This window comes from Xenorhabdus eapokensis (assembly GCF_001908105.1).
The window spans coordinates 1-13,214 of the sequence record NZ_MKGQ01000008.1; the positions used below are offsets into that span (position 1 = coordinate 1).

11 protein-coding genes, 1 tRNA gene and 1 pseudogene are annotated in these 13,214 nt (G+C 44.6%); 7 read left to right on the forward strand and 6 right to left on the reverse strand.

Annotated features, from left to right (window positions below; all coding sequences use genetic code 11):
- The 3 genes from Xedl_RS07635 to Xedl_RS07645 all read left to right on the forward strand — a co-directional run.
- On the forward strand, window positions 1-443 hold a 443-nt coding region (locus Xedl_RS07635; RefSeq protein ID WP_143187407.1), incomplete at its 5' end, for a transposase.
- 269 nt (window positions 444-712) lie between these two features.
- The gene (locus tag Xedl_RS07640; RefSeq protein ID WP_074023231.1) at window positions 713-1,675 is read left to right on the forward strand and encodes an IS110 family RNA-guided transposase; all 963 of its coding nucleotides are present in this window, start codon (window positions 713-715) and stop codon (window positions 1,673-1,675) included.
- A 104-nt stretch (window positions 1,676-1,779) separates the two neighbouring features.
- The gene (locus tag Xedl_RS07645) at window positions 1,780-2,664 is read left to right on the forward strand and encodes an IS982 family transposase (protein WP_074023232.1); all 885 of its coding nucleotides are present in this window, start codon (window positions 1,780-1,782) and stop codon (window positions 2,662-2,664) included.
- A 16-nt stretch (window positions 2,665-2,680) separates the two neighbouring features.
- Here the strand turns inward: Xedl_RS07645 and Xedl_RS07650 are convergent.
- From Xedl_RS07650 to glyQ, 4 genes and pseudogenes are all read right to left on the reverse strand, one after another.
- Window positions 2,681-2,779, reverse strand: a pseudogene (locus Xedl_RS07650) (IS200/IS605 family transposase); the annotation flags it as partial.
- 162 nt (window positions 2,780-2,941) lie between these two features.
- Window positions 2,942-3,018: transfer RNA gene (locus tag Xedl_RS07655), tRNA-Pro, on the reverse strand.
- Window positions 3,019-3,202: 184 nt separating this feature from the next.
- Window positions 3,203-5,272, reverse strand: coding sequence for a glycine--tRNA ligase subunit beta (gene glyS / locus Xedl_RS07665; RefSeq protein WP_074023234.1), 2,070 nt, complete (start codon window positions 5,270-5,272; stop codon window positions 3,203-3,205).
- Between the two features lie 9 nt (window positions 5,273-5,281).
- Window positions 5,282-6,190 carry a glycine--tRNA ligase subunit alpha gene (gene glyQ / locus Xedl_RS07670; RefSeq protein ID WP_074023235.1) on the reverse strand — a complete coding sequence of 303 codons (909 nt, stop codon included), beginning with the start codon at window positions 6,188-6,190 and terminating at the stop codon, window positions 5,282-5,284.
- A gap of 193 nt (window positions 6,191-6,383) precedes the next feature.
- Here glyQ and Xedl_RS07675 point away from each other — a divergent pair, with 193 nt between their 5' ends.
- Entirely contained in the window at window positions 6,384-6,968 is a 585-nt protein-coding gene (locus Xedl_RS07675) for a DNA-3-methyladenine glycosylase I (protein ID WP_074023236.1), read from the forward strand.
- 109 nt (window positions 6,969-7,077) lie between these two features.
- Window positions 7,078-8,334 carry a valine--pyruvate transaminase gene (locus tag Xedl_RS07680; protein WP_074023237.1) on the forward strand — a complete coding sequence of 419 codons (1,257 nt, stop codon included), beginning with the start codon at window positions 7,078-7,080 and terminating at the stop codon, window positions 8,332-8,334.
- A 351-nt stretch (window positions 8,335-8,685) separates the two neighbouring features.
- Here the strand turns inward: Xedl_RS07680 and Xedl_RS07685 are convergent, their stop codons facing one another.
- Window positions 8,686-10,344 carry a putative transporter gene (locus Xedl_RS07685; protein WP_074023238.1) on the reverse strand — a complete coding sequence of 553 codons (1,659 nt, stop codon included), beginning with the start codon at window positions 10,342-10,344 and terminating at the stop codon, window positions 8,686-8,688.
- Window positions 10,345-10,704: 360 nt separating this feature from the next.
- Here Xedl_RS07685 and Xedl_RS07690 point away from each other — a divergent pair, with 360 nt between their 5' ends.
- Window positions 10,705-11,064, forward strand: coding sequence for a YceK/YidQ family lipoprotein (locus Xedl_RS07690; protein ID WP_074023350.1), 360 nt, complete (start codon window positions 10,705-10,707; stop codon window positions 11,062-11,064).
- A gap of 81 nt (window positions 11,065-11,145) precedes the next feature.
- On the opposite strand, the gene Xedl_RS07695 is transcribed toward Xedl_RS07690, so the two are convergent.
- On the reverse strand, window positions 11,146-12,435 hold the full coding sequence (locus tag Xedl_RS07695) for a YidR family protein (RefSeq protein ID WP_074023239.1): 1,290 nt from the start codon (window positions 12,433-12,435) through the stop codon (window positions 11,146-11,148).
- A 134-nt stretch (window positions 12,436-12,569) separates the two neighbouring features.
- On the opposite strand from Xedl_RS07695, the gene Xedl_RS07700 reads away from it, so the two are divergent.
- Complete coding sequence (locus Xedl_RS07700; protein WP_074023240.1) at window positions 12,570-13,187, forward strand: trimeric intracellular cation channel family protein; 618 nt, start codon at window positions 12,570-12,572, stop codon at window positions 13,185-13,187.
- Window positions 13,188-13,214: the final 27 nt, after the last annotated feature.

A 13,214-nucleotide genomic window follows, 5' to 3' on the forward strand; every position in this document is an offset into this window, starting at 1 on the left:
ATCTCATGATAGACGAAATCGGCGTAGTAACCGGGTTTACACTGACGCCCGCCAATGTCAGTGAGCGTGAAGCAGCCTGGGATGTGATCGGCTCGATAACAGGCTGTTTGCTGGGTGATAAAGGGTATTTAGGCATTGAATTTAAAAAGGAAATGAAAGCAGAGGGTATTGAAATGATTACCCCGGTGCGGGCCAATATGGATGATCCCCTCCCCAGAAAAACGAGAAGGGCCATTAACGCCAAACGCCGTTTAATTGAAACCGTGATTAGTCAACTCGCCGGACAATTTGCTATCGAGAAGTGCTGGGCACGAGATTTGTGGCATTTGAGTAATCGAATTGCCAGAAAACTGCTTTCTCACACGTTGGGTATTTTTGCCAATTTTCAACAAGGTAAAAGTCAACGCGACTGGCTTCAACAAGCCAATGTTATAGGATGTTAAAGTTGAGCATCGCGTTAACCTTATATCTTGATTATCACTTTTACAGAGCGATAATCCCCTGACTGATCATCAGGGATGCTGTTGTGAGTTTGTTATTATTAACCTGAACCTGAAATGTGTCATTCAATGGAGTTCGTAATTCAGAGTAAACCACAACAGCCTCTTCTTTATCGCCTTTAAGATTGAACGGTATCTTGTGCCTCGAGCATCTATTTTATAAGTCTAATCATGGCGATATCTCCTGTGTCTCTGACAAAGAGGATAACCTTATGTCTGATAACATCGTAGTCGGTATTGATATCGCCAAACACAAATTTGATGTCGCCGTTTGGGCAGGCGAAAATCATTACAAAATGAAGCATTTTCCAAATGACCTTAAGGGATTCGACGCCTTCATTAATTGGCTTAAACCCGCCTCAAATTACCATTTTTGCATGGAAGCAACAGGAGTTTATGGGGATCCGCTTGCACTTTATCTTTCGGATAAGGGGCTTCTTATCAGTGTTGTCAATCCGGTACAAATCCATGCCTTTGGTAAAGCGGAATTACTCCGCAATAAAACCGATAAAATTGATGCCAAACTGATAGCACGTTATTGCGCCAGTCAGCATCCTCCGGCATGGCAGCCCGCGCCGCTTTGTGAACGCCAATTACTGGCTTTAGTCCGCCATCGCAATAAGCTGAATGAAATGCTTTTGACGGAAGAGAATCGCCTCTCCGTGGCGGATGAAGTTGTTTGTGATTCTCATGCAAAGATAATCACCCTGCTAAAGCAAGAGCTCAAAGACACCGAATTGAAAATAAAAAAGCACATTGATGACTCGCCTTCGCTGAAGAAAAATAAGGGGTTACTGGAAAGTATTCCCGGTATTGGCGAACGGTTGAGCGCAACACTGCTGGCTTATATTGGTGATGGTTCACGGTTTCATCATAGTGGGCAAGTGGTGGCTTACGCTGGGCTTAATCCTAAATTACATGAATCAGGACAACTAAAAGGGCGGGCTCATCTCTCGAAGCAGGGAAGTGCCGAGCTGCGAAAAGCACTTTATATGCCTGCGCTGGCAGCGATCAGTTGCAATAAAGTAGTGAAAAAGCAGTGGGAACAGCTGACAGCACGCCATAAAGGGGGGAAAGTCGGTGTTTGTGCAGTGATGCGTAAACTCTTACGATTAGCCTATGGCGTGATGAAATCAGGCACATTATTTAACGCAGAAATACCGCTTGCAGTTTAATGACTGAGACGGTATCTGAATTCTGGATAAGGAATTGACGAAGTGCCTGTTCCAAGAGCAAAGTTTTGGTGCACACCAAAAACAGCTCTGGGGAGGAACAGGCAATGAACAAATTAGTTGAAATTTTCTGCGATGCCGATGACTTTTGTCGTTTTTTTATTCCTCAATGGGAGCAGTTTTGTTTCAATAAGGGGGAGCGCCTGCGCCGCAGACAAGGTTATATGTATCCCAGTGAAATCATGACCATTCTGATCCTCTTTCATATGTCGCATTACCGTGATTTCAAACATTTTTATCTGGCGCATATTTGCAAATATCATCATAACGATTTTCCAACCCTGCTTAGTTATACCCGTTTTGTCAGTGTTGCGCCTTCCGTTTTAGTGCCACTGTGCAGTTATCTGACTCAATTAAAAGGGAAACCCACAGGCATTGCTTTTATTGATTCCACCAGTTTGAAAGTTTGCCATAACATCCGCATTCCCCGCCATAAGGTCTTTAAGGGGATAGCACAACACGGAAAAACTTCAATGGGATGGTTTTACGGTTTCAAATTACACTTGATTGTTAACCATCAGGGCGAATTGCTGGCACTTAAAGTCACCGCGGGTAATGTGGATGATCGGGAACCTGTTCACGAATTAGTAAAAGAATTAACGGGTTCTCTTTATGGTGATAAGGGTTATCTTAGCCAGGAACTGGCAGAGGATTTAGCGCAAACCGATATCACTTTCATCACGAAAAAACGCCGTAACATGAAAGAGCATGCGCTGGCCGAATGGGATAAGATGATGTTATCAAGGCGTTTTATCATCGAAACAATTAATGGGCAATTAAAAACAATTTCTCAAATAGAGCATTCTCGCCACCGAAGTCTAAAAGGATTTTTGTTGACCGTTTTAGGTGGACTGATTGCTTACTGCCTTAAATGGAAGAAGCCGTCACTGAAAGTTTTCTACTCAGAAGAAAATTTTTCAGAAACGGCTTAAACGGAATTCGGGTTGATTACTTACGACCCGTAAACGGGCTACCTGGATATGGGATCGATAATTGTTCTCCCAATTTATCCGCTTCCAGTTGGTGCCTTATATATTCCTGTATGCGCTAAGCTCTTTTCATCCCTCATTGTGGGATCCCCTTTCGATTTCTTGATTCACTTTTGCAGTTGCCAGACCGCAAGGGGTTTTAACAAACGGAACCCCCTGCCTAGCAGGGGGTTCTCTATATACAAAAAACCCCGCTCATAAGAGCGGGGTTTCTGAATGCTGGTCGGCGAGAGAGGATTCGAACCTCCGACCCACTGGTCCCAAACCAGTTGCGCTACCAAGCTGCGCTACTCGCCGAAAACGAAGCGCATCTTACTGCCAGAGCCATGAACCGTCAATACCTTTTTAAAGATAAGCAATTAGTTGGCGGCAAATCATCCAAAATGACCGTTATAGGCGATATTACAGACAGCAAAAAGCCCTACCCAAAAGGTAAGGCTGTTCGATTAAACTGATTGACACTAATCCAATCAATCAGAAATTACTGGAGCAGTGAAATATCGGCGACACGCAAGAACAGGTCACGCAATTCACTTAATAATGTCAAGCGATTAACCCTGACTTGACTGTCTTCATCCATAACCATCACATTGTCGAAGAACGCATCCACCACTTCACGCAGGGAAGCCAGCTCAACCAGCGCATCCTGATAGTTACTTTCGGCAAACAAAGGCGCCAGTTTCTCTTTCAACACCACAAGGTGTGTCGCCAGTTGGATCTCTTCTGCTGCTTTCAATACGGAAGCAAGGACAGTGTCATTCAACTGTTCTTCTGATTTCGCCAGAATGTTGGAAACGCGTTTATTGGCCGCTGCCAGAGAAACGGCTGCATCCAGGGTACGGAAATGCGTAACCGCTTTCATACGAGCATCAAAGTCTGCCGGTTGAGTCGGACGACGTGCCAGCACCGCTTGAATAGTATCAACGCTATAACCCAGTTCTTGATACCAGGCGCGGAAACGGCCGAGCATAAACTCAACCACATCATCCACCGCTTTTTCGTTGGTCAGCTTGTCACCATACAGACGCACCGCTTCTTCTGCCAACGTCTGGAGGTCAAGAGGCAATTTTTTCTCAACGATAATGCGCAGAACACCCAATGCCGCACGGCGCAGAGCAAACGGGTCTTTATCCCCTTTCGGATGCTGACCAATCCCGAAGATCCCCGCCAAAGTATCCATTTTATCGGCAATGGCAACGGCACAGGAAACCCCTGTTGATGGCAATGCATCACCAGAGAAACGTGGCTGATACTGTTCATTCAGTGCCAGTGCCACATCTTCGGCTTCCCCATCATGACGCGCATAATGCATTCCCATTACGCCTTGCGTATCGGTGAATTCAAACACCATATTGGTCATCAGGTCACATTTGGACAATAGACCTGCACGAGTCGCATGATTGACATCTGCACCGATTTTTTCCGCAATCCAGCCAGCCAGAGCCTGAATACGATCAGTTTTGTCACGCAGTGTTCCCAATTGTTTCTGGAACAACACGGTCTCTAAACGAGGAAGGTTATCTTCCAAACGTTGTTTACGGTCTGTCTTGAAGAAGAATTCTGCATCCGCCAGACGGGGGCGAACAACTTTTTCGTTACCGGAAATAATTTGCTGAGGATCAGAAGATTCAATATTGGTGACAAAAATAAAGTTCGCCATCAATTTGCCGGCCTTATCGTAAACCGGAAAATATTTCTGGTCACCTTTCATGGTATAAACCAGCGCTTCAGCAGGAACTTGCAGGAATTTTTCTTCGAATTTCGCCGTCAGTACAACGGGCCATTCCACCAGAGAAGTCACTTCTTCCAACAAACTGTCGCTCAGATCCGCAACCCCGCCAAGCTGCATTGCGGCCTGTTCTGCATCACGTTTGATCATCGCCTTACGCGCTTCATAATCTGCGATAACCCGACCTCGCTCCTGCAAAATAGCTGGATATTGTTCTGCGTTCTCAATGGTAAATTCCGCCTCACCCATAAAGCGGTGACCACGAATAATGCGATCCGATTGAATCCCCAGAATTTCGCCTTCAACCACTTCGCTGCCCAGCAGCATAGTGACCGTATGAACCGGACGAACAAACTGAGTCTGCTTATCGCCCCAACGCATCAACTTAGGGATCGGCAACTTACTCAGAGAACTGCTTACCATATCCGCCAGCAGCTCTTTTGCTGCGCGGCCTTTAACCTGGGCACGATAGAGCAACCATTCCCCTTTGTCCGTGACCATGCGTTCAGCCTGATCAACGGTGATACCGCAACCACGCGCCCAACCTTCTGCGGCTTTGGTGGGTTTACCTTCTGCATCGAACGCCTGAGCAATCGCAGGACCACGCTTTTCAACTTCACGATCAGCCTGTGCGGCCGCCAAATTTGCTACTTTCAGTGCCAAACGGCGAGGAGCCGCAAACCAACTCACTTCACCATGACCCAGATTAGCGTTATTCAGTTCGGCTGCAAAATTAGCCGCAAAGGATTCAGCCAATGAACGCAGCGCCTTTGGCGGTAGCTCTTCTGTACCGATTTCCACAAGGAAAGTCTGTTGAATCATGATGGCCTCTTATTTCTTGTTACACATAGGGAAGCCAAGCGCCTCGCGGGAGGCATAATAAGCTTCAGCAACCGATTTAGTCAGGGTACGGATGCGCAGGATATAGCGCTGACGTTCTGTCACAGAAATCGCTTTGCGGGCATCCAGCAAATTGAAGGTATGACCCGCTTTTAAAATGCGTTCATAAGCCGGCAATGGCAGCGGAGTTTCCAGCGCCAGTAATTCCTGAGCCTCTTTCTCATATTGCTCAAAGCAGGTAAACAGGAAATCTACATCGGCGTGCTCGAAGTTATAAGTAGACTGTTCAACCTCATTCTGATGGTAAATATCACCATAGGTGGTTTTACCCAACGGGCCATCGCTCCAGACCAAATCGTAAACGCTATCCACACCTTGAATATACATCGCAAGACGTTCCAACCCATAAGTAATCTCACCAGTCACTGGCTTACACTCAAGGCCGCCCACTTGCTGGAAGTAAGTAAACTGGGTGACTTCCATACCATTCAACCAGACTTCCCAACCCAGTCCCCAGGCGCCCAAGGTTGGGTTTTCCCAGTTATCTTCAACAAAGCGGATATCGTGAACCGTCGGATCAAGTCCCAACGCTTTCAGGGAACCCAGATAAAGCTCCTGAATGTTATCCGGAGATGGCTTGATGATAACCTGAAACTGATAATAGTGCTGGAGGCGGTTTGGGTTTTCGCCATAACGACCGTCAGTTGGACGACGAGAAGGTTGCACATAAGCTGCGGCAATAGGCTCTGGTCCCAAAGCACGCAGGCAAGTCATAGGATGAGAGGTTCCTGCGCCGACTTCCATATCCAGTGGTTGGACAATGGTACAGCCTTGATGCGCCCAGTAATCCTGTAGTGTCAGGATGAGCCCCTGAAAGGTTTTGGTATCAAACTTTTGCATGTTGAACCCGCACGCGATACATATGAATTTAAACGAAAGAGGCCAGTATACCCTTTGGATGTAAGATATACAGCACTGATCACTGTCAATTTTGCCGCGATATAAAAAAATCTTATTCAAGTCTCTTTACTTGTATATTTATACAGCTAAGATTGGTGTAATTATCAACCATTATCTGAGATAAATACGGTTCATGAGCAAGGAAATCACTCGCTGCGGTTGGGTAACATCTGACCCGGATTATCTGGCCTATCACGACAATGAATGGGGGATCCCCTTGAGAGATAGCCAGCAACTTTTCGAACTGATTTGTCTGGAAGGACAACAAGCAGGCTTATCCTGGTTCACTATCCTGAAAAAACGGGAAGGCTATAGAAAATGTTTCCATCAGTTTGATCCGGTCAAAATCGCCAAAATGGATGAAACTGACGTTGAGCGACTGATGAAAGAACCTATCATCGTGCGTAATCGAGCCAAAATCAATGCGATTATCCACAATGCCCGCGCTTACCTAAAAATGGCTGAACAAGGTGAAGATTTCAGCGCTTTTATCTGGCGTTTCGTTGATGACTCACCACAAATTAATCACTGGCAAAATTTGTCAGAAGTTCCTGCTAAAACAACCAATTCCGATGCACTTGCAACCGCACTGAAAAAACGAGGATTTAAATTTATTGGCAGCACCACCTGCTATGCGTTTATGCAAGCAGCAGGTTTGGTAAATGATCACCTCGTAAATTGTTTGTGTCGAAAATCAGTTATTGTGATGAAAAATTAAAATTAGTGTATAAAAATAAACAAAAATACCACTTTTACCCCATTGCACCCTAGTAATGAGCAGAGTATGGTGTTTTCTTCTCATACAAAAAACAGACGCTAACGCCACTATGAAATTTTCGCAATTCGGAAACAAATTTACACAAAATTCGGGAATTACCCGTCTGATGAATGATCTCAACCAAGGCCTGAGAACACCTGGTGCAATTATGTTAGGTGGTGGAAATCCGGCACATATCCCAGAAATGGATGAGTATTTCCAGCAGATATTGACTGATATGGCGTTAGGCGGTCAATTAAGTGAAACCCTATGCAACTATGACGGGCCACAAGGGAAAAACATCTTGATAACGGCGCTGGCCCAAGAGCTAAGAGAAAAGCTCGGCTGGGACATCCAACCACAAAACATCGCCCTGACTAATGGCAGCCAAAGCGCCTTTTTTTATCTGTTTAACTTACTGGCAGGTCGTAGTGAAGACGGCTCAATGAAGCGCGTTTTATTTCCTCTTGCGCCAGAATATATTGGCTATTCTGATTCAGGTTTGGATGAAGGATTATTTGTCGCTAATAAGCCGAATATTGAATTATTGCCCAACGGCCAATTCAAATATCACGTTGATTTCGATCACCTAAATATTACCGAAGACATTAACCTGATTTGTGTCTCTCGTCCGACCAACCCAACAGGCAACGTGATCACCGACGAAGAATTACTGCGCCTGGATAGACTGGCTCAACAGCACCAGATCCCCCTACTGATAGACAATGCCTACGGTGTGCCATTCCCCGGTATTATCTTTAGCGAAGCTACCCCGCTGTGGAATCACAATATTATTCTGTGTATGAGTCTGTCCAAACTAGGGCTGCCAGGTTCCCGCTGCGGTATCATTATCGCTAATGAAAAAATCATCAGTGCTATCAGTAATATGAATGGCATTATTAGTCTGGCTCCTGGGGGCGTTGGGCCGGCTATCGCTTTGGAAATGATTAAGCGCAACGACCTATTCCGTCTGTCACAAAATGTTATTCAACCGTTTTACAAGCAGCGGGTAGATAACGTGATTACAATCATTCGGCGCCATATATCGGAAGATCGCTGCCTTATCCATAAACCGGAAGGTGCCATATTTCTATGGCTCTGGTTCAAGGATTTACCAATCACGACAGAAGAGCTGTATCAGCGATTAAAGAAACGCAAGGTGCTGATGGTGCCGGGACATTTCTTCTTTCCAGGACTGGAACATGATTGGCCACATGCCCATCAATGTATGCGAATGAACTATGTTCCTGATATTGAGAAGATCGAAGAAGGCGTGCGTATTCTGTCTGAAGAGATTGAGATAGCGCATCAGGAAGCAGGACTCTGATCCTGCCAATAAAATAAAAAAAAGCTCCCTCATTTTAGGGGAGGGAGCAAAATGATAACGAGGACTTTTACCTGCGAACAGGACAGTAGTTATTAGAATCCCAAAAGAATTCTTCACACACAATAGGAAAGGAAAACACTCCTTGTTTTTATACCCTCCCTGAACTGCGTATATTTAACCAGAAATATCTTATTCTAATGAATTGAATAAGCAGGGGTTTTCTACTTTAAATTGCCCCTACTATCTCAAATTAATACCAAATGAAGACAGTTGGGCAGCATTTTGTGATCTAAAGCACATTTAATGAATTAAACAATTATACTTTATACAGTAACTGCTCCCCACACTAAATCATAATGCCCAGAAAATAACCGCCAAAATTTGAGGAGACATGATCCTCAAAAACATCGCCAATGGATAAACTGTCGCATATGACAATGCCGCTGCCCCGCTGGTACTATGGATCCCATTAGCAAAAGCCAGAGCAGGGGGATCTGTCATCGCGCCTGCCAACATCCCACATAAGCTGAGATAATTCATTTTTACAACAATACGTGCCAGCAGGCTCACGACTAACAAAGGAACTATCGTTATCAACGCCCCATAACCAATCCATGCCAGACCTTCGCCATGCACCAATGTATTAATAAAATTACCACCAGATTTCAGCCCTACAACCGCCAGAAACATAACAATCCCCAGTTCGCGTAATGCAAGGTTCGCACTGGGAGGCATAAACCAATAAAGTTTACCAATCGTACCAATCCGTCCCAAAATTAACGCAATAACCAAGGGCCCTCCTGCCAATCCCAGGCGTAACGCGGCTGGAAAACCAGGAATAAACAGGGGAATCGAACCTAATAAAACCCCTAACCCTACTCCAATAAACACAGGCAACATCTGAACTTGCTGGAGTTTTTGCTGTGAATTACCCAAGAGCTTCGTGACGGCTTCTACGGCTTCAGGACGACCGACAATATTCAGGATATCGCCGAACTGTAAACTGGCATTATTACTGGCAACCAGTTCAATGCCTGCACGATTTAGGCGTGTGACGACAACGTCATATTTCTGCTTTAAATTCAGCGCGCCAAGCCTCTGGCTCAATACTTCATCATTCGTTACCACAACCCTGACAGATTGAAAAATATCACTAGCAGTAGACAAGGAGACATCAACTTCTTCCCCAATAACCAGCCTAACCTGATTTAATGCATCTCGCTGCCCCACCAGATAAAGCAGATCCCCACTCTGAATCACCGTCGTTGGCTGGGGAACCATCAATAAATCCTTCCGTTTTAAGCGGGAGCATACTATTTCGTCATTATTAAGTAAGGGAATCTCCTGCATCATTAATCCATTCAAATTTGGATTACGTACAGCAATATTCATTGTCTGGAGCACATCCCGATTCTGATTATTTTGGTTATCAAACGAATCAGCTTCCTGTTCAATGCTTACTCTGAATAAAAGGCGAACCAACCACATCACCAGTAAAATACCGCAAATTCCCATAGGATAAGCCATTGCATACCCCATACCCATTTGGCTAACCAATGAGGGGGCAGATCCTAAATCTGCCAGAATTTGCTGCCCTGCCCCTAAAGATGGGGTATTTGTCACTGCACCGGAAAAAATACCTAAAATAATAGGCAAAGGAACACCAAACAATTTGTGAATCATTGCAGCAACTAATCCACCAATAATGACAATCAGGACAGCAAAACCATTTAATTTAAGGCCAGAAACCCGCAGGGAAGAAAAAAAGCCCGGTCCAACTTGAATACCAATAGTATAAACAAACAGAATTAAGCCAAATTCCTGAATAAAATGCAGCATGTCATTACTGAGAGACAGAGAATACATCCGGGCAAAATGACCAACAATAATCCCACCAAACAAAACCCCACCAATTCCAAGACCAATACCCCGTATTCGCCAGTTGCCTATCCATAACCCCAATGCGGCAGACAGCGCCAGCAAGCTCATTGTCAGTGCAATATCACTCATGACCCGCTTCCTTTACCAAAGGTTAATCATCCGGGAAATTAGTCATTTTCCCTTCCGCCTCATAATAAATGATGGCATTACCACTAATTAAATATTGGCATGAATTAACCGCAAGTTGTGTGTTTTAAACCACATACTGTATACTTTGAACTTAAAAAAGAAATTTAAATTCACCTCACAAAAATTATTAAATTTAGCGATAATTGCTATAGCAAACTGAATATTACCTGACTATAGTAAATAGTATTAAAGGATAAACCGCATTAAAGGCTTGTTACCTGTCATGCTTTGGAAAAGTGGCGTTAATAGCGAATAAGTACCTGAACATTGGCAAATTAACTCATTGAGATCATGGAAATGATGAAAAATTGTAAAGTGCTTCTATTACTATGTACCACATTAGGATGGTTACTTGTTACAGGCTGTTCCAGCATAATGACCCACAGCGGTCCCTACCAAGGTTATTATGCTGGAGCAAAAGCCAATATTGACATGCTGCAAGATGACAAAACGGGATGGCTTATGAAGCCCTTGCTTGCGATAGACCTGCCGTTTTCTGCCTTTCTGGATACGCTTCTGCTACCCTACGATTATGCTCGTTCCGATCAAGATAGCTCAGAACAATCTCCTAAGCATCGTATAGAGCAACTCGATAAAAACCCAATTATCGTACTGCCTACACCAGAAACTGGTGACCACGAGACTTCATTGTTAGAATAGAAACATAATAGGTTATATCAACGTATTATCGGGCATCACCCATCATTAATCTGCAATGCCCGTTTTGCTATATCTTTTATTTCAATTAATCCCTGTTTCCACCACAAAAATTTGTCGGTAACCGTCAATATCACGCATAAAAGCGACATAACGATCATCTGGTGATATCACAATCGCATCAGCGCAAGGAGCATCATCAGTGCGCTCGGTTAAACGCTGCATTTTTCCAGTCTGAATATCACAAAGTACAACGCTATTGTCACAAACACAGGCAATAAACCGCCCGCGACTATCCCAGCTAAATGCAGATTGTATGCTGTTTTTGCTGTAAGTTATCTGCATTGGCTCACCACCATTTGGTGAGATATACCATAGCTGGACAATTCCCTCTTCATCTTTCATCAGAAAACAGATTTTACTGCCATCTGGCGAGGTTCTTAGCCAATGACGTGGAACATTCACCACTCCCGGCCAGCGATTATCGTGCGTAAAAGTCAAACGTTTCTGTTTCACTCCCGCAGGTGGTGCTGGTAATGTTATTTCTGTCCCAGCCAAAGGCTGGTCACCCGCAATGGCATAAACATCATCGTTTTCAGGTAGATCAACGAGATAAATTTCCGGTATTTTTTCGCCATGAGTGGTGTATGTATCCCCAATAAAAGCCAGCGCCCACCGTTGCCATTGACCATTATCTTTACGATATCCTCGCTGCCCAATCCATCCCTCCTCATAAGCTCGATTGATGTCATCACTGCCGGGACGCGGGTGAGCCGTTGTCTCGCTAACCACAACCGAAAAATAGCTCCCCCCATGTTCCCTTGGATGTTTTTTGGCTGGCATTACAGCTCGCAAAGGGATGGCCACCGCCACATTACGTAAATCAAGCACAGGATCTAACTCATGCATCACATGATCATTGTAGGTAAAGCTTAGACGACTGCCATCAGGGCTGAAAACGTGAACATGTGTTCCACCGCGCAAAGCGCCAGCGGTGTAAGGTGGAGTAATATCCATAGCATCAATATTAATTGCCACATTTGGCTGCATATCGGAAACAATAACACCACGGCGATGGTGAAAATCATATTGCCACTGCGCATCGGGTTTTTCCGGGCCATGAATAAAAGCATAACGAACTGGCTCTTGTGGACTCACAGTCACAACACCGACATGCGCATCATCCTTTGCCTGATAGATAATTTCAGTTTTCCCATGATTAACATGAATTTTTTCTATCGTTAAACCAGTAAAAGATGCACCATGAGGACGAACATCGTATACCAACCATTGGCTGTCTGGCGTCCAAATATTTATATTAGTTATCTGATGGCTACGGCTATCGAATGTAATTTGACGTTCCTTAAAAACCATTTTACTGCCTTATTTTGCGAAGTTTCGGATAATAAAAACTAATCTTATTCAAATTCGGCTAAAAAATTTCAGTCGAGACGTTATTATTTCAACAGTACCTTTACTTCTACGTTATATCTCATGTAATTAAATTTATGCTACTTAGTGTCCTTTATATTATTGGTATTACGGCTGAAGCCATGACAGGCGCTTTGGCCGCAGGTCGTCGAAAAATGGATGTATTCGGCGTTATCATTATTGCTTCCGTGACAGCCATCGGTGGTGGCACCGTCCGTGATATTATTTTGGGGCACTATCCCCTCGGCTGGGTAAAAAACCCAGAATATATAGTGACTGTTGCCTGTGCTGCCGTACTCACTATCTGGGTTGCTCCCATGATGAAACACCTACGCCGTCTGTTTCTCATTCTTGATGCCATTGGCTTAATTGTCTTCTCCATCCTTGGTGCACAAATCGCGTTGGAGATGCACTATAGCCCGATCATCGCAGCCATTGCCGCCGTCATCACTGGCGTTTTTGGGGGTGTACTGCGCGATATGTTTTGCAATACCATCCCCCTGGTATTCCAAAAAGAGATTTATGCCGGTGTCTCTTTTGCCGCTGCCTGGCTTTATATTGCCTTACTGCATACACCATTACCCCCGAACAGTGTCATCTTGATTACGCTTGTTGCGGGACTGGCTGCACGATTGATCGCCATTCGTTATCGTCTTGGATTACCTATCTTCAATTACGATGGCACAGACCACTGATACCATAATGAACCTCTGGGGCAACCC

Excerpts from the sequence above, each read along its gene's own strand:
- Xedl_RS07640 (WP_074023231.1), top strand. The coding sequence starts at position 713 with ATGTCTGATAACATCGTAGTCGGTATTGATATCGCCAAACACAAATTT.
- Xedl_RS07645 (WP_074023232.1), top strand. The coding sequence starts at position 1,780 with ATGAACAAATTAGTTGAAATTTTCTGCGATGCCGATGACTTTTGTCGT.
- glyS (WP_074023234.1), bottom strand. The coding sequence starts at position 5,272 with ATGATTCAACAGACTTTCCTTGTGGAAATCGGTACAGAAGAGCTACCG.
- glyQ (WP_074023235.1), bottom strand. The coding sequence starts at position 6,190 with ATGCAAAAGTTTGATACCAAAACCTTTCAGGGGCTCATCCTGACACTA.
- Xedl_RS07675 (WP_074023236.1), top strand. The coding sequence starts at position 6,384 with ATGAGCAAGGAAATCACTCGCTGCGGTTGGGTAACATCTGACCCGGAT.
- Xedl_RS07680 (WP_074023237.1), top strand. The coding sequence starts at position 7,078 with ATGAAATTTTCGCAATTCGGAAACAAATTTACACAAAATTCGGGAATT.
- Xedl_RS07685 (WP_074023238.1), bottom strand. The coding sequence starts at position 10,344 with ATGAGTGATATTGCACTGACAATGAGCTTGCTGGCGCTGTCTGCCGCA.
- Xedl_RS07690 (WP_074023350.1), top strand. The coding sequence starts at position 10,705 with ATGAAAAATTGTAAAGTGCTTCTATTACTATGTACCACATTAGGATGG.
- Xedl_RS07695 (WP_074023239.1), bottom strand. The coding sequence starts at position 12,435 with ATGGTTTTTAAGGAACGTCAAATTACATTCGATAGCCGTAGCCATCAG.
- Xedl_RS07700 (WP_074023240.1), top strand. The coding sequence starts at position 12,570 with ATGCTACTTAGTGTCCTTTATATTATTGGTATTACGGCTGAAGCCATG.